The sequence below is a fragment of the Brevundimonas sp. NIBR11 genome (assembly GCF_027912535.1).
Classification (GTDB): domain Bacteria; phylum Pseudomonadota; class Alphaproteobacteria; order Caulobacterales; family Caulobacteraceae; genus Brevundimonas.
Genome location: NZ_CP115465.1, coordinates 2,755,089 through 2,771,971, shown reverse-complemented (window position 1 = coordinate 2,771,971; position 16,883 = coordinate 2,755,089). Strand labels below are relative to the sequence as shown.

Below are 16,883 nucleotides of genomic sequence, written 5' to 3'. Positions count from 1 at the left end.
CGCATCGCTGCTCGGGGGAGACGCGCCATGGCCATGCCTTCAATCGACGCCCAGACGGCGTCCAGCGGCGAGAGGCTCGCGCCGACCGCGCCCAGGGACCGGATTTTCCAGCTCGACATGCTGCGGGGCTGGGCGATCCTCGGGATCCTCGCGGTGAACGCCATGGCCTTCGCCTGGCCGATCCAGCTCGAGATGTCGGCGGGATTCGAGCTTCCGTGGATGGCGGAACCCGCCAACAGACTGGCGCACTGGGTCGTTCAGGTCTTCTTCCAGGACAAGTTCCGCACCCTCTTTTCCATGCTGTTCGGCGTGTCGGTCTTCCTCGTCGGGGGAGAGCGAAGCGACCTGGCGCGCGGCAGGCTGTTGCGCAGCCGTCTGTTCTGGTTGGCGGTGTTCGGCCTCATCCACGGCCTTGCCTTCTGGTTCGGGGATATTCTTCTGCTCTACGCCTGGAGCGGCGTCTTCATGATGCTGTGCCGGTCCTGGAGGCCGGGGCGACTGTTTCTGGTCGGCGGTCTGATCGTAGGCCTGTTTTGCCTGGCTCAAGCCGCCTTCGGTCTCGTGATGGCCAACCTGCCCCCCGAGGCCGCAGCGCAGATGCAGGCCGGGCAGCCCCAGGTCACGGCCGCGGACATCCAGAAGGCTATCGACGCCTACCGGTCCGGCCTGCCCGGCGCCCTGGCCGCCAATGCGATGAACTGGCTGGTCCTGCAGGGCGCCAGTCTCCTCCTTCTGGTCTGGGGCACCGTGGGACTGATGATGGTCGGTCTGGGCCTCTACAAGACCGGGTTCCTGACCGGCCGCTCGCCGACCTGGGTCTATCTGCTGACCCTGGCGATCGGCGCGGCGAACCTGGCCGCTCTGGGCTGGCTCGAGTGGCGCGACATCCAGGCCGGTCCGGGCGCGGATCCGACCCGGGGGCTTGCCGGTGTCGCCGCCTCCTTCGCCATCCTGATCACGCTCGGCTATGCCGCGATGCTGATCCTGATGACCCGGTTTGGGCTGCGGGCGATCACAGGGGTTCTGGCGCCCGTGGGCCGGATGGCCTTCACCAACTATCTGACCCAGACCCTGATCATGACGTCGATATTCTACATGCCTTGGGGCCCACGCCTGTTCGGGTCGGTGGATCAAGCGGGCCTGTGGCTCTTCGTCGGCGCCATCTGGGTCGCGCAGCTGATCTGGTCTCCTCTGTGGCTGTCCGTCTTCTCCATGGGCCCGCTCGAGTGGGTCTGGCGTTGCCTGACCTTCGGCCGGATGGTGCCGCTGAGGAAGTAGGGCTTGGTGAGCAGGGCTTAGGGTTTAGCCGCGGCGCGCGCAGGCTTCCTCTAAGCTCTAAGCCCTATGCCCTAAGCCCTAAGCCCTCTAAGACGCCCGCCATGACCGACGACGCCTCCCCCGAACCCGTCCGCCCCGAAGCTCGCGCGCCCCGGGGATTCGCCGACCGACGCGGACCCGAGGTGGCCCAGGAGCGCCGCATCGTCGCCCGCGTGTCGGAGGTCTACGAACGCTGGGGCTTCGAGGCCCTGGAGACCGGCGCCTTCGAATACGCCGACGCCCTGGGCAAATTCCTGCCCGACGCCGATCGTCCGAACGAGGGCGTCTTCGCGCTCCAGGACGATGACGACCAGTGGATGGCCCTGCGCTACGACCACACCGCCCCGCTCGCCCGGTTCGCGGCCCAGTCGTGGGAGACCCTGCCCAAACCCTATCGTCGCTACGCCTTCGGACCCGTCTGGCGCAACGAGAAGCCCGGCCCGGGCCGCTTCCGCGAGTTCGTCCAGTGCGACGCCGACACGGTCGGCTCCGACCGCCCCGAGGCCGACGCCGAGATCATCGCCATGGCCTGCGAGGGCCTTCAGGCCGCCGGTCTGGCCGAGGGCCAGGCCGTGGTCCGCGTCTCCAACCGTAAGCTCTTCGACGGCCTGTTCGAGGCGGGCGGCATCACCGACCCGACCCAGCGCCTGACCGCCCTTCGCGCCATCGACAAGTTCGACCGCCTCGGCTGGGAGGGTGTCGCCCAGCTCCTCGGCGCGGGCCGTCTCGACGACAGCGGCGACTACACCAAGGGCGCCGACTTGCCGCTCGGCGTCGCCGCCACCATCGAGGCCTTCCTCGGTTCGGCCTCGGAGGGCACGCGCGCCGACACCCTCGACGCCATCGCCCGCTCGGGCGGTCTCGGCGCCGCCGGTGAAGCCGCGCTGGAGGAACTGGCCGGCATCGACAGCGCGCTCAACGCCATGCGCGTCGATCAGACGACGGTCCGCTTCGACCCGACCATCGTGCGCGGGCTGGAATACTACACCGGCGCGGTGTTCGAGGCCGAACTGCTGCTCGACACCACCGACGACAAGGGCCGCCCGGTCCGCTTCGGTTCCATCGGCGGCGGCGGCCGCTACGACGATCTGGTCGCCCGATTCACCGGCCAGCCGACCCCGGCGACCGGCTTCTCCTTCGGCGTCTCGCGTCTGGCCTCGGCCCTGCGCGCCGCCGGTCGCGCCGGAGAGGTCGCGCGCGGCCCCGTGGTCGTCATCGTCTTCTCCCAGGACGACATGCAGCATTATCTCGACGCCGTGTCGGAACTGCGCGCCGCCGGCGTCGCCGCCGAGCTCTACCTCGGCCGCGCGGGGATGAAGGCCCAGATGAAATACGCCGACCGGCGCAACGCGCCCGCCGTCGTCATGCTGGGCGGGGAGGAGATCGCCGCCGGTCAGGTCACCGTCAAGGATCTGGACGCCGGGCGCGCCGCCGCCGCCGGTGTCGCGGACAACGAAGCCTGGAAGGCCGCCCGACCGGGACAGCAGACAGTGGCCCGCCCAGCCATGGTGCAAACCATTCGCAGCATTATCGAAGCTTCGTCGATAATGTCGAATGCTCACGGATGAGTTATCGATGTTCAGTCATGAAACCGGCCATTTTCGCTTGAGGTTTGATTGACTTGAACGGGGCGGGAGCGTCATTTGTCCTCACTCGAACGGCGCGGCGCTGACAAGGCGCAGCCGCTGGTCGGAGGCGTTTCGGGGAGGAAACGTCCGCTCCTTAGAGAGCGTGAAAGCCCGCTGCGATGTATCCCCCGCAGCGGGCTTTTTCGCGTCTGGACCCCAACGCAGACACGTCACCCTCTGTCCAGGAGGGATCAGACCGTGACACCCATCAACGGACACCCGAATTCGCCCAAAGAATTCAACGCCCGGCTCTGATTAAGGTCTTTATCGCAGGCGCCGCGGATTCCTCCGTTACACTGCTCGCATCCCGTCGTTGGGGAAGGCGTCCTGGGCCCAGGACCCGGACGTGCGGCGGGGCCGATCGTAGCGGGTAGTCGTGGAGGGAGCCAACGATTTGGCTCCCGAAGCGAATGTTCGAGGGGCGTGAAACCTCGGAGCCCGGCGGGCCTGAGCCCGCCGCCCGTCGCGGGCCTATCGCCTGAGGGTCCAAAGGACCCGGGACCTGTGGTCAATCATCGTTGCGACGATGATGCAGACCCCTCCCGGGGTGTCCGTACACCCGCTGGGCGACGCTCGCGGACCCGGTCGGGGACGGAGCCTCGGCGCGAGCCGAAAACATTTCATCGGTCCCCGTAACGCGAAAGCAGGGGGCCACCTCGGTTCCGGGCGACCGCCCAGGCTCCGTCGACTTCCCCAACCCGTTCGCAGCGGAGGAGCGATGAGGCGTGTCTAATCTTCTCCCTCCCACTTGGGGGAGGGTGGCCAAGCCGAAGGCGAGGTCGGGTGGGGGCGGCAAGGCAAGGCCCCACAGACCCCAATCCCCACAGCTCGTCGCCACGTCGCCCGGCCGTCCCCACCCGGTCGCTGCGCGACCCCCCTCCCCCGAGGGGGAGGGAGATCACTGAAGGCCTACCAGATGCGGACCCGCTCTTCCGGCGTCAGGTAGTACCGCGTGCCCGGCTGGACATCGAAGGCCGCGTACCAGGCGTCGACGTTGCGCAGCGGGCCGATGACGCGGAACTCGGACGGTGAGTGCGGGTCGGTCGCGATCTGGTTCTTCAGGGCGTCGTCGCGGTACTTCGCCTGCCAGACCTGGGCCCAGCCGAGGAAGAAGCGCTGGTCCCCGGTGAAGCCGTCGATGACCGGGGCCTCGGCGCCGTTCAGCGACAGATGATAGGCCTCCAGACCCACGGCCACGCCGGACGCGTCGCCGATGTTCTCGCCCATGGTCAGGCCGCCGTTCACGAAGTGGCCCTCGATCGGCTCATAGGCGCTGTACTGGGCGCCCAGGCGGGTGGTCAGGGCGTTGAAGGCGGTCGCATCTGCCGGGGTCCACCAGTCGCGCAGCACGCCGTCGCCGTCCGACTTCCTGCCCTGATCGTCGAAGCCGTGGCCGATCTCGTGGCCGATGACGCCGCCGATGCCGCCGTAGTTGACGGCCGGGTCCGCGTCCGGATCGAAGAAGGGCGGCTGCAGGATCGCGGCCGGGAAGACGATCTCGTTGTTGGTCGAGTTGTAATAGGCGTTCACCGTCTGGGGCGTCATGCCCCACTCGGTCTTGTCGACTGGCTCGTTCAGGCGGGCCAGGTCGTATTCCCAGCGGAATTTCGACGCCCGTTCGCCGTTGCCGAACAGGTCGTCGGCGCGGATATCCAGGTCCGAATAGTCGCGCCAGCGGTCGGGGTAGGCGATCTTGACGGTGAACTTGTCCAGCTTGGCGTGGGCCGCGGCCTTGGTCTCGGCGCTCATCCAGCTGAGGTTGTCGATCCGGTGGCTGAGCGCCACACGCAGGTTGGCGACCAGCTCTTCCATCTTGGCCTTCGATTCGGCCGGGAAGTATTCGGCGACATACTGGCGGCCGACGGCCTCGCCCAGCGCCCCATCGGCGAAGCTGATGCCCCGCTTGTCGCGGCTGCGCTGTTCCAGGGCGCCCGAGAGCTCCTTGGAGCGGAACTCCCACTGGGCGTCCGAGAACCGCTGCGACAGGCGCGGCGCGGCGCGGTCCACGGTCTGGAACGCCTGCCAGGCCTGCAGGGTCGAGACCGGGGTCTCGGCGTAGATGGCCGCGATCTTCGGCAGGGCGGTGTTCTGGCGCACGATCAGGCGGGGGATGTCGCCCAGACGCGCGGCGCCGAAATAGCCGGCCCAGTCGAAGCCGGGCGCGTCGGCGACCAGGCGCTGGATCGTGTACTCATTGTAGGTCCGATCGCGGTCGCGGCTCTCGGCCGGGGTCCAGTGGGCCTCGGCGATCTTGGTCTCCATCTCGACGATGGCGGCGGCCGCGGCCGCGGGATTGTCCCAGCCGATCATCTCCAGCATCCGGGCGACATAGGCCTGATACTTGACCTTCTTCTCGGCGAAGAGCGGCGACAGATAGTAGTCGCGGTTGGGCAGGCCCAGGCCCGACTGGCTGGTCGAGACGACGTAGCGGTTCGGGTCCTTCTGGTCGGTCGTGATCCCGGTGCCGAAGAAGGAGCCGCCCAGACCGCCGATGGTCTGGCCCATATAGGCGGCCATGGCCTCATGGCTGTCGGCGGCGCGGATGGCGGTGAGGTAGGGTTGCAGCGGCTGGGCGTCGAGCGCCTCGATCCGGGCGACGTCCATGTAGGAGCGGTAGGCGTCGGCGATCTTCTGCTCGTCGGTGCCGGCCTGCAGGTCGGTGCGGGCCACCAGGGCGTCGATCATCGCCTTGACCCGATTGTCAGACAACTCGCGCAGCAGGCCGAAGGAAATGCCGTAGCTGGAGCGATCCGCCGGGATCACCGTGCGATCCAGCGCCGCGCCGTTGGCGAAGCGGTTGAAATTGTCGCCCGGCAGGACCGACCGGTCCATGCCCGAAACGTCGAAGCCCCAGGTTCCGTAGTGGGGCGTCTCGACACCCCGATAGCCGGTAAAGGGCGCGTCGCCGTCCTGGAAGATGGACTGGATCGTGCAGGCCTCGTCGATGCAGCCGTGGTCATGGTCCTGAGCAGAGGCGGCGGCAGGCAGCAGGAGGGCGCCGAGCGCCGCACCGATAAGCAAAGACTTCATGGGAGATTTCCTGAAATTCGGACGTCGCCGCGCATGGTCGCGGGTTCGGCCCGGACCCTACGCTCGACCCGCCGGGTGTCGCCTTAAAAAAAGTTCATGAAACGAGGTCGGCGTTCGCCAAGCGGCGTGGTTAAGGTGACGATCAATCGGCAAGGAGAGCGAATGGCGGGCGGACACGGGGGCGGCGACTACAAGGATCTGGTCGTCTTCCTGGCGGCGGCGGGGGTGGTCGTGCCCCTGTTCAATCGCTGGAAGATCAGCCCCGTGCTGGGCTTTCTCGCGGCCGGGGTGCTGCTCGGGCCCGATGGTCTCGGCCGGTTCGCCGATGTCATCCCCTGGCTGTCCTGGCTGACCATCGACGACGCGGCCCAGTTGGCCCAGTTGTCGGAGCTCGGCGTCGCCTTCCTCCTCTTCATGATCGGGCTGGAGCTGTCCTGGGAACGGCTGAAGGCCATGCGACGCCTCGTCTTCGGCTTCGGCATGATGCAGGTCGTCGTCTGTTCCGCCGTGCTTGCCGGCGCCTTCCTCCTGCTGGGCCAGCCTTTCGCCGGCGCCGCCGTCCTCGGCATGGGCCTGGCCCTGTCGTCCACGGCGGTCGTCCTGCCCGTCATGGCCGAGCGCGGCCGGATGCGGGGCAATGTCGGCCGCGCCACCTTCGGCGCCCTTCTGGCGCAGGATCTGGCCGTTGCGCCGATCCTGATCACCGTCACCGTCCTGACGACCCTGACGGCGGGCGGCGGCGACCTGTCGCCCTCGGTTCTGGGGCCGGCGCTTTTGACGCTCGTGCCCGCCGCCGTAGGCATCGCCCTGATCGTGCTGGTCGGCCGCCTGGGTTTGCGGCCCCTGTTCCGCTCGGTCGCCAAGACCCGGACCAAGTCCCATGGCGGCAGTCAGGAGCTGTTCGTGGCCCTGTGCCTGCTCATCGTCGTCGGCGCCGGCGTGGCGGCCCAGGCCGCCGGCCTGTCCATGAGCCTCGGCGCCCTGATCGCCGGCGTCCTGCTGGCCGAGACCGAGTACCGCCGCGAGATCGAGATCAACATCGAACCCTTCAAGGGCCTGTTGCTGGGCGTCTTCTTCGTCGGCGTCGGCATCGGTCTGGACCTCGACGTGGTCGCGGCCGAGCCCGTGCTGGTCTTCGGCCTGGCGCTCGGCGTCATCGCCATCAAGGCGGTCCTGATCTTCGGTCTGGCCAAGGCCTGGGGGCTCTCGGCCCGCGCCGCCATCGAGACCGCCCTGGTGCTCGGCCCGGCCGGCGAGTTCGCCTTCGTCATCGTCAACACCAGCCTGGTCTCGGGCGCCGCGACCCCGGCCTTCACCCAGGCGGTGCTGGTCGCCGCTACGATCTCGATGTTCGCCGTCCCGCTCGTCGCCATGCTGGGCCAGCGACTGGCCAGCACCTCCGCCGCCGCGCCCGTCTCCACCCTCGTCCCGGGGGCCGGGCCGGACGCGAAGGACGCCGCCGTCCTGATCGTGGGCTTCGGCCGCGTCGGTCGTCTGGTCGCCGAGATGCTGAAGGAACACGGCCAGACCTTCCTCGCCGTGGACGCCGACCCCGCCACCGTCGCCGCCGGTCGTCGCGACGGCTACGACGTCTCCTACGGCGACGCCGCCCGGCCCGAGATGCTGGCCCTGTGCGGCGTCGGAACCATCCGGGCCCTGGTCGTCACCATGGACGCGCCGGGCAAGGTCGACGATGTCGTCATCGCCGCCCGGGGGCTGCGCGACGACCTGATCGTCATCGCTCGAGCGCGCGACGACCGCCATGCGGCCCGTCTCTATGGTCTGGGCGTCACCGACGCCGTGCCCGAGACGACCGAGGCCAGCCTGCAGCTGGCTGAGAACACCCTGGTCGATCTGGGCGTGCCCATGGGTCTGGTCCTGGCCTCGATCCACGAGCGGCGCGATCAGTTCCGGGCGGTCTTCCAGGCGGCGATCCCGGAAGACCGGCGAAATCGCAAGACCCGCGCCCTCAGGGCCAGCCTGAAACCTTAACCAGAACCGGGACCCAATTTGGTCATCGTTCCGTGATGAAAGCGCGCCTCCCCCGGGGCCCGGCGTTCCACGGGTCGCTCGTTCGCGTCCGATTTCGGCGCGGTCGACCCAACCTGAAGCCCCTTCTGTCCATCTGTTTCGCGGCCCCCCCCCGCCGCGAAGCGTCAGCTACAGAGTATTCGTGTTCATGCGTGAGTCCGCGTCGACCGCCACCCCCTCCACCGATACGCAACCCCGCCTGAACCGCCGTCAGGCCGCCAAGGTCCGCACGCGCCAGAAGGTTCTGGACGCCGCTCGCAGCCTCTTCGCCGAGCGCGGCTACGAGCCCGCCACCATCCGCGACATCGCCAAGAGCGCGGGCATGTCCACCGGCGCCGTCTTCGCCAACTTCCAGGACAAGGCCGAGCTGTTCGAAGCCGTCCTGACCGAGGACATGGCCGGTCTGGCCGAGGTCATGCTGAACGGCGCCGGCGACGGTTCGACGCGTGACCGCCTCGTCAACGCCCTGACCGCCGGCTACCATGGCTCGATCGACCAGCTGCCGCTGTTCCAGGCCATCGTCGCCCGCTCGTGGTTCCAGCCCGTCGCCGCCGAGACGCGCCAGCGCGCCGCCACCCAAGGCCTGACCGACGTCATCTCCGACATCCTGCGCGCCGGCATCGGCGCTGGTGAGATCAAGCAGGACGCCGATGTGGCCCTGCTGACCGAGCTGACATGGGACGCCTACCTGTCGAACTACCGCCGCGCCGCCTACGACGGCTGGACCGTGGACCAGCTGGCCGACCACATCGGCCGCCAGGTCGATGCCCTGCTGGCCGGCGTCAGCACCCAATGAGTTCAGCGGAGGAGCGCTAGCTCTTCCACTTCAGGACCGCCGGCCTGACCGGATTGGAGAAGCCGCGCCCCTCAGCGCGGCTTTTCTGCCATTCGCGCTTCAGCTGCTGGTACCATTTCGCCTGCTTGTCGGCGTCATCGATCCAGATCAGGGCCGGATCGTAGCGCAGGCCTTCGTTCTGCAGGTTCACCATCCCGCCGTCCTGCTTCAGGAAGGCGACCACCCCCATCTGCAGGAAGGGTTTGGCGATCCCGAACACCCAGTGGTCGGACCAGAAGATCTGGGTGATCCGCGTTTTCGTCTCGGTGATCGGCGTCAGGCAGGTCAGGGCCAGAACCTGTTTATCCCCCACCTGGATATGCTCCCAGCGATAGCCAGGCAGGCGGAAGGTGATCTCCGTCGCGGGGGCGCCGCCCAGGATCTTGTAGGCGCGCGAGTTCGATGAGGGCGCATGCCGCACCATGGCGAAGCCCAGCTCTCGCGGCTCGAAGGCCTTGGACTTCTCGTGCATCGAATGTTCGGAGCGCCACCACCATTGCTGGTGGACATAGGGGCCGTGGGCCGGATCCATGAGCCCGACCACCGCGTGGTCGATATGGCTGTCGAAATCCATCCACTCGACCAGTTTCGCGTCCCCGCCGACCACGCCGGGGAAGGTTGGGGGCGGATGGTCGGGCTCGACGTCCGAGCGCGGGTCTGAGCGGACGAAGACGAAGACCATCCCCTGGCTCTCGACCACCGGATAGGAACGCACGCGGATCCGCTCGGGCTCGAAGGCCTGATCGTCGACCAGCGAGGGAATGGCGGCGCAAGCCCCGTCGGTGCGGAAGCGCCAGCCGTGATAGGGGCATTCGACCGTTTCGGGCTCGCCCGGCTTCTGCACCAGACGTCCGGCCGACAGCGGCGCGGCCCGGTGGGGACAGATGTCGCGCATCGCATAGGCCTGACCGTCGCGCCGCCGACCGATCAGGACCGGCTCGCCCAGCAGTTCGTAGCGCTTCAGCGAGGCCTCCGCGACGTCGCGCGACAGGGCGGCGAAATACCAGGTGTCCAGCACGAACCCCTTGCCGAAGGCGGCGGGCGGGGCTTTCGCTTCCGGAGCCTTGGTGTCGAGAATTGGGGCTGGGCTGTCGGCTGGGCTCATGGGCCGATGATAGAGGCTGTCGCTCCATTCGTCATGGTTCGATGAAATTCGCATCGACACGCTTGCGTCCTGCATCCGATCACCCAAGCTGTGACGACTAGGGACAGAGAGGTCGGCGCATCGTTCGACCGCAGTCAGGACAACGCAGCATGGACAGCCAGATTCTCACCGGCCTTGTCGCCGCCCTCGGCCTTCTGGCCAATTTCGCCGGCGTCGGCGACGCAGCCGCGGCGGACCCCATGCGTCAGGACGGCCATGCCCAGCACGCCGACCACGGCCACCACCACGCCGATTTCGCCTCGACCCGCATGCACGTCCGCGTGGACGGCGAGGCCGGGCCGGGCGTGCGCGACATCATTCTGATCCCCGGCCTCTCGTCCTCGCCGGAGGTCTGGCAGGGCACGGTCGACCATCTGGGCGCCGGCTGGCGCGTCCATCGCATCCACATCCAGGGCTTCGCCGGCGCGCCGGTCGAGGGCAATGCGGAAGGCCCCGTCGCCGCCCCGGTCGCCGAGGAGATCGCCCGCTACATCGCCGAGAACAACCTCGATAAGCCCGTCGTGGTCGGGCACTCGATGGGCGGCACGATCGGCATGATGCTGGCGGCCCGCCACCCCGACGCCGTCGGCAAACTGATGGTCGTGGACATGATCCCGTTCATGGGATCCATGTTCGCCCAGCCCGGCGTGAACCCGACGGTCGAGAGCGTACGCCCGATGGTGCAGGGCCTGATGACCCAATCCCGTGCGGCCAGCGATGCCGACTATCGCGCCCGCGCCGCCGCGACCGTCTCCAGCATGATCAAGACGGAAGCCGAACGCGTCGGGCCGTTGCAGGAAACCGCGACCAGCGACCGCACCGTGTCCCAGAACGCGTATGAGGAACTGCTTCTCACGGACCTTCGTCCCGAACTGGGCCGCATTTCAGTCCCGACCGAGGTCGTCTACGTCGCGTTCGAGTTTCCCGGCATGACGCCGCAGATGACCGACGGCATCTATCGCGCCTCCTACGCCAATCTGCCGGGCGTGGAGTTGAAGCGGATCGACGACAGCGCCCACTTCATCATGCTGGACCAGCCGGCCGAGTTCTACGCCGACCTCGACGCCCTCCTGGCCGAATGAGCCGACCGGAAAGCCCGGAAGACTCCAAAGCCGCCGCCGACATCGTCGATCTCTACGACCGGCGGGCGGCGGACTGGGTCGCCGATCGCGGCCGGGACCTGACCGAGGCGGACCGGAGGTGGCTCGACCGGCTTACCGCCGGTCTGCAACCCGGCGACGCTGTGCTCGATGTCGGCTGCGGCTCGGGGCGCCCCATGGCGGCGGCTCTGATCGAGCGAGGCTTCCGCGTCACCGGTGTCGATTCCTCGGCCAATCTGATCGCCCACGCCGCCGCCGATCTGCCCGAGGGCCGCTTCGTCCAGGCCGACATGCGCACCCTGGACCTGGGCCAGACCTTCGCCGGCGTCCTCGCCTGGCACAGCCTGTTCCATCTCAGCCCGGCCGATCAGCGTCTCGCCCTGCCGCGCCTTCTGGCCCATGCCGCGCCCCGCGCCTCGGTCATGTTCTCGTCCGGTCCCCGTGAGGAGTTCGTGGTCGGATCCTGGCGCGGCGACCCGCTCTATCACGGCAGTCTCGGTCCCGAGGATTACCAGACCCTGCTCACCTCTCGCGGGTTTGCCGCTGAAACCGGTCTCTGGGCCGACAATGGCTCGGTCTGGCTCGCCCATCGCATGGACTAGCATTAACGCCAGCGCCATCGTTTCGGCTGAAAGGCCCATCACGCTGACGTGAACTCTTCATCCGCCGTTCACTACAACGGCGTTTTAGGTAGCAGCGGGGAACGGCTATCACGGCCGGGGCTCTTGAGGATGTCGATGGCCGGTCCGGGTTTCGGAAACAGAAGTGGCGATGGCGCGGCCAGGGCGCCGCGCACGCGTCTGCAGCAGGTCCTCTACTGGGGGTCTGTCCTGGCCGTCTGGGGCCTGATCTTCCTCGTGGTCTTCTTCGCCGTGTTCGCGCGCGGCCTGCCGGACACCTCGGCCCTCTATGACGTCAATCGCCAGCCTTCGATCACCTATCTGGACCGCAACGGCGTTCTGATCGCCACGCGCGGCGCGCAGCAGGCCCCGCCCGCCGACCTGGAAGCCTTGCCGGACTACGTCCCCGCCGCCTTCATCGCGATCGAGGACCAGCGCTTCTACTGGCACCCGGGCTTCGATCCGATCGGCATGACCCGGGCCATGGTCTCGAACATGCGGGCCGGACGGATCGTCCAGGGCGGATCGACCCTGACCCAGCAGCTGGCCAAGAACCTGTTCCTGACGCCCGACCAGAACATGCGCCGCAAGGTGCAGGAGCTGATGCTTGCAGTCTGGCTGGAGATGAAGTTCTCCAAGAAGGAAATCCTCGCCCTCTATCTGAACCGGGTCTATTTCGGCGCCGGCGCCTATGGCATCGAGGCGGCTTCGCAGCGCTATTTCGACAAGTCCGCCAAGGACCTGACGGTCGGCGAGGCCGCGCTTCTGGCCGGCCTGCTGAAGGCTCCGTCGCGCTATTCGCCGGTGTCGGAAAGCAAGCGCGCCGGCGTTCGCGCCACCGTCGTCCTGAACGAGATGGAGCAGTCTGGCGTCATCACCCCGGAGCAGCGGGCCGCCGCCGTGCTGGAGCCGGTCCGCGTGTCGCGCACCCTGGCCACCCAGCACGCCCAGTATTTCATCGACTGGCTCGACAAGGAGATCCGCGGCCTCGTCGGCGAGCCGACCGAGGACATGATCGTCGAGACCACCCTCGACCTCACCCTGCAGACCGCAGCCGAACGCAACGTCCGCCGCATCCTGGACCGCGACGCCGGTCGCGGGGTCGAACAGGCCGCACTGGTGGCTCTCGACGGCGACGGCCGGGTGCGCGCCATGATCGGCGGCGCCTCCTATGCCGACAGCCAGTTCAACCGCGCCGTTGACGCTCGCCGTCAGGCCGGGTCGGCCTTCAAGCCCTTCGTCTATCTGGCCGCCATGGAGGCCGGCTACACGCCCGAGACCCCGGTCGTCGACGAGCCGGTCCGTATCGGCAACTGGAGCCCGCGCAATTACTCCGGGACCTTCTCCGGCAACATGACCCTGGCCCAGGCCGTCGCGCAGTCGACCAATACGGTCGCCGCCTATGTCGCCGATCAGGTCGGTCGCGACAGTGTGGCCCGCGCCGCCCGCCGCCTCGGCATCTCGTCGCGCATCGGTCTGGAGCCCGCCATGGCGCTCGGCGCCGTCGAGGTCTCACCCATCGACATGGCCACAGCCTACGACGCCTTCGCCAACGGCGGTCGCCGGGTCGAGGCCTATGGAATCAGCCGCATCCGCACGCCCCAGGGGCGCGTCATCTATCAGCGCGGCGCCCGCGACGTCGCCTCAGGGCAGGCGATCAACAACCCGTCGCTCTACTACATGAACCAGATGCTGCGCGGCGTGGTGACCTCGGGCACGGCGCGCGCCGCCGCCATCCCGGGCCGCGACATCGCCGGCAAGACGGGGACGACCTCGGACTACAAGGACGCCTGGTTCGTCGGCTACACCGGCGGCTTCGTCACCGCCGTCTGGGTCGGCAAGGACGACAACACCGCCATGCGCGGCGTCACCGGCGGCGCGGCTCCGGCCGCCATCTGGAAGGGCTTCATGGAGGCGGCCCTGCCGCGTTTGAACGTCCAGCCGATCCCCAACGGCCCGCCGATGCCCGACGGCTGGATCGCGCCCGACCCGATCGGCGACCTGATCGGCGTCGTCGAGGACCCCTACGGCGATTCCACCGTCCTGCCGGACGGCGTGGATCCGGACCAGGGCGAACCCTACCAGCCGAACGCGCCTGCCGATCAGCCGCGCCGTGACGCTATTCCGACCGAGCGACCGCGTCGCGACGATCCGCCGGATCAGCGCCCTGAGCCGACCGCGCCTCCGGAAAAGGAAGGCAACCCGCTGTTCTTTTGACAACTTCTCCCCTTGCGGGAGGAGGATGATCAGCGCGGCGCGCGTTTCGCCAGGATGCGCTGCAGAGTGCGCCGGTGCATGCCCAGACGACGCGCGGTCTCCGAGACATTGTGGTCGCAAAGCTCGTAGACGCGCTGGATATGCTCCCAGCGAACCCGGTCGGCGCTCATCGGATTCTCGGGCGGCTCCGGCGCATCGCCGGTCGCCAGCAAGGCCTTGACCACATCGTCGGCGTCGGCGGGCTTGGACAGATAGTCGACGGCCCCGGCCTTGACCGCCGCGACGGCCGTGGCGATGGCGCCATAGCCGGTCAGCATGACGATCCGCGCGTCGTCGCGGCGTTCGCGGATGGCCTCGACCACCTTAAGGCCGTTGCCGTCCTCCAGACGCATGTCCAGGACAGCGAAGGCCGGCTGATGGGTGCGCAGAAGCTCGGTCGCCTCTCCGACCGATCCGGCCGTGGTCACCTGAAATCCGCGCGCCTCCAGCGCTCGACCCATCCGGGTCCTCAGCGCCTGGTCGTCGTCGAGCAGGAACAGGGAGCGGTCCGGAAGCGCGGCGATACGATCTTCCAGGTTGGCGGGAGCGGCGGCGGTCGTCATGGCGAGGGTCTCCTGTCCTCCAAGTCGGCTCGTGGCGCGTGCGGGTCAAGCGGTGCGGCGATGGGGCGCAGGCTCCACTCGTCCCGTCAGTTCGCCATCTCCAGCGCCTGACGCGCCCAGCGGACCGTGACGCGCGCGCCCCGGTTCGCGCCCGGACCGCCCTCGCCGTGCCCGACGATCACCTTGCCGCCGGTCCGCTCCAGCAGCGTTCGAGCGATGAAGAAGCCCAGCCCCATGCCGCCCTGGCTGGGAATCTCGGGCTCCGGGTCGGGGGTCCCCTTGACGCGCCGGCCCGGAGCGGCGGCGGCGGCCGCGGCGGCGATCTGGGTCGAGAGGGCCTGACGCGACTTTCCGAGCGGGCGGGAGGTGACATAGGGCTCGCCCAGACGCGGGAGGATCTCGGGGGCGAAGCCCGGCCCGTCGTCCAGCACGTCGACCGTGATCCAGTCGGCGTCGGCCGTCGCCCGCACCCGCACCGAGGCCGCGGCGAAATCGGCCGCGTTCTCGACCAGGGCCGAAAGTCCGTGAACGACCTCCGCCAGCCGTTTGACGCGCGGCTCGGCCATGCCCTGCGGCGTGTTCACCGACACCTCGATGTCGAGATCGAAGCCGAGATGCGGATCGACCACCTCGTTCAACAGGGCCTTCAGACCCACGGCCGTGTAGAGTTCGTCGCCGTCCTCGGGCCGCTGAGACAGGCGTTTGAGGATTTCGCGGCACCGCTCGGCCTGTTGCAGGACCAGCCGCGCATCTTCGGCGATCGGCCCGTCTGCGGGCGAGGCGCGCAGCAGTTCCTTGGCCACCACCTGAATGGTCGCGAGCGGCGTGCCCAACTCGTGCGCCGCCGCCGCCGCCAGACCGCCCAAGGCCGCCAGTCTCTGCTCGCGCTGAAGCACGTCCTGGGTCGTGGCAAGCGCCAGTTCCAGCTTCTCGGCGTCCGCCGCCACCCGCCACGTGTAGGCGGCGGTGAAGATCACCCCCGTGATCAGCGCCAGGCCGACGCCGAACTTGTAGAGCACGGGCAGGTCGATATCGGCTCCGTGCTGCCACGGCAGGGGCATGGACCAGTAAAAAAGCGCCGTCGTCGAGGCCAGCACCATCAGCCCCAGCACCAAGGCCTGACGCCCCGGCAGGGACGCAGCCGCTACCGTCACCGGCGCGACGAGCAGAAGGCAGAACGGGTTCTCCAGCCCGCCGGTGAAGGCCAGGAGAGCCGACAGCTGCAGGATGTCGAAGCCCAGATGAATGCCCGTCTGTCGTCCGTCCGGCAGCCTGCTGTCGACGCGCTGCAGCCGCCCCATGGCCAACAGGTTGACGATGACGCTGGCCAGGATGACCAGCAGGCATTGCCAGCGCGGAAGGGGGAAGTGGAACAGGGTGTCCAGCAGGATCAGCGTCCCCGTCTGACCTACGATGGCCAGCCAGCGGATGATGATCAGGGTGCGCAGCGACAGGCCCCGGCTGCGGCGCGGCAGGTTGGACCAGCTCGGCGCCGGGGGCGGGAACTGCGACACGGCGTCGGACGGGCGGTGTAGGACTTCGCTCTGGCTCACGGCTTGTCTATAGACCGCCCGAGCCTGATCTTCGATCAGGCTTTCCAAGCAAAGAACGGAGCTTGATCGGAGATCAAGCTCCGGCGCCGCTGTCGGCCCGGAGAGACACCATGCCACGCCGTTCCATCCTCCTGTTCGCCGGCGCCTGCATCGCCATCGCCGCAGCCCTGGCCACGGTGACGGTCGTGGTGGTCAAGGGACGGGAGCGGGCCGACGCGGTCGCCGAAGGAACCCTGACCGATCAGCCGGCTGTCGGCGGGCCGTTCCAGCTGGTCGATCAGGACGGGCGGCCGGTCGACCAGACAATCCTCGACGGCAAATGGAGCCTGGTCTTCTTCGGCTTCACCTACTGCCCCGACTATTGCCCGACGACCCTGACCTCTCTGGAAGCGACGCGCCGCCTGCTGGGACCCGACGCCGACAATCTCCAGATCCTCTTCGTCTCCATCGACCCCGAGCGCGACACGCCGCAGGCGCTGAAGGACTATCTGTCGTCGGAAGGCTTCCCGCCGGGCGTCATCGGACTGACCGGCACGCCGCAACAGGTCGCCGACGCCGCCAAGGTCTACCGCGCCTATTTCCAGAAGGTCGGCGACGGTGAAGACTACACGATGAACCACTCCCTGACCGTCTATCTGATGGGGCCGGACGGCCGGTTCCGCTCGGCATTGGGCCACGATCTGGGGCCGGAACGCTCGGCTCAGCTGATCAAGCGGGTGATGGCGCGCGGCTGAACGGGCACGGGTCGGTAACCGTTTTCAGTTATCACCGATAATCGTTTTGCCTTCTGCGGCGTTCTATGGCCC

The 16,883-nt window shown here is 68.3% G+C and carries 12 protein-coding genes; 8 read left to right on the top strand and 4 right to left on the bottom strand.

The window, feature by feature from the left end:
- Nucleotides 1-27: 27 nt before the first annotated feature.
- Together O5O43_RS13885 and hisS are read left to right on the top strand one after the other, a co-directional pair.
- Nucleotides 28-1,278 (top strand): DUF418 domain-containing protein, encoded by a 1,251-nt coding sequence (locus O5O43_RS13885; protein WP_271084488.1) that lies wholly within the window; start codon nt 28-30, stop codon nt 1,276-1,278.
- 101 nt (nt 1,279-1,379) lie between these two features.
- Complete coding sequence (gene hisS, locus O5O43_RS13880; protein ID WP_271084487.1) at nt 1,380-2,885, top strand: histidine--tRNA ligase; 1,506 nt, start codon at nt 1,380-1,382, stop codon at nt 2,883-2,885.
- A gap of 969 nt (nt 2,886-3,854) precedes the next feature.
- Here the strand turns inward: hisS and O5O43_RS13875 are convergent.
- Nucleotides 3,855-5,975 carry a M13-type metalloendopeptidase gene (locus tag O5O43_RS13875; RefSeq protein ID WP_271084486.1) on the bottom strand — a complete coding sequence of 707 codons (2,121 nt, stop codon included), beginning with the start codon at nt 5,973-5,975 and terminating at the stop codon, nt 3,855-3,857.
- Between the two features lie 162 nt (nt 5,976-6,137).
- Here O5O43_RS13875 and O5O43_RS13870 point away from each other — a divergent pair, with 162 nt between their 5' ends.
- Both O5O43_RS13870 and O5O43_RS13865 read left to right on the top strand, forming a co-directional pair.
- Nucleotides 6,138-7,967, top strand: coding sequence for a cation:proton antiporter (locus O5O43_RS13870; RefSeq protein ID WP_271084485.1), 1,830 nt, complete (start codon nt 6,138-6,140; stop codon nt 7,965-7,967).
- Nucleotides 7,968-8,154: 187 nt separating this feature from the next.
- Complete coding sequence (locus tag O5O43_RS13865; RefSeq protein WP_271084484.1) at nt 8,155-8,802, top strand: TetR/AcrR family transcriptional regulator; 648 nt, start codon at nt 8,155-8,157, stop codon at nt 8,800-8,802.
- 16 nt (nt 8,803-8,818) lie between these two features.
- On the opposite strand, the gene O5O43_RS13860 is transcribed toward O5O43_RS13865, so the two are convergent.
- Complete coding sequence (locus O5O43_RS13860) at nt 8,819-9,946, bottom strand: aromatic ring-hydroxylating dioxygenase subunit alpha (RefSeq protein WP_271086441.1); 1,128 nt, start codon at nt 9,944-9,946, stop codon at nt 8,819-8,821.
- 149 nt (nt 9,947-10,095) lie between these two features.
- Between O5O43_RS13860 and O5O43_RS13855 the strand changes: the two genes are divergently transcribed.
- The 3 genes from O5O43_RS13855 (at nt 10,096) to O5O43_RS13845 (ending at nt 13,922) form a co-directional block, all read left to right on the top strand.
- The gene (locus O5O43_RS13855) at nt 10,096-11,067 is read left to right on the top strand and encodes an alpha/beta hydrolase (RefSeq protein ID WP_271084483.1); all 972 of its coding nucleotides are present in this window, start codon (nt 10,096-10,098) and stop codon (nt 11,065-11,067) included.
- On the top strand, nt 11,064-11,687 hold the full coding sequence (locus O5O43_RS13850; RefSeq protein WP_271084482.1) for a class I SAM-dependent methyltransferase: 624 nt from the start codon (nt 11,064-11,066) through the stop codon (nt 11,685-11,687). The genes O5O43_RS13855 and O5O43_RS13850 overlap by 4 nt, the downstream gene beginning before the upstream one ends.
- A gap of 135 nt (nt 11,688-11,822) precedes the next feature.
- The gene (locus O5O43_RS13845) at nt 11,823-13,922 is read left to right on the top strand and encodes a PBP1A family penicillin-binding protein (protein WP_271084481.1); all 2,100 of its coding nucleotides are present in this window, start codon (nt 11,823-11,825) and stop codon (nt 13,920-13,922) included.
- Between the two features lie 29 nt (nt 13,923-13,951).
- On the opposite strand, the gene O5O43_RS13840 is transcribed toward O5O43_RS13845, so the two are convergent.
- Together O5O43_RS13840 and O5O43_RS13835 are read right to left on the bottom strand one after the other, a co-directional pair.
- Nucleotides 13,952-14,524, bottom strand: coding sequence for an ActR/PrrA/RegA family redox response regulator transcription factor (locus tag O5O43_RS13840; RefSeq protein WP_271084480.1), 573 nt, complete (start codon nt 14,522-14,524; stop codon nt 13,952-13,954).
- An 86-nt stretch (nt 14,525-14,610) separates the two neighbouring features.
- Entirely contained in the window at nt 14,611-16,077 is a 1,467-nt protein-coding gene (locus tag O5O43_RS13835) for an ActS/PrrB/RegB family redox-sensitive histidine kinase (protein ID WP_271084479.1), read from the bottom strand.
- Nucleotides 16,078-16,187: 110 nt separating this feature from the next.
- On the opposite strand from O5O43_RS13835, the gene O5O43_RS13830 reads away from it, so the two are divergent.
- Entirely contained in the window at nt 16,188-16,811 is a 624-nt protein-coding gene (locus O5O43_RS13830) for an SCO family protein (protein ID WP_271084478.1), read from the top strand.
- Nucleotides 16,812-16,883 lie beyond the last annotated feature (72 nt).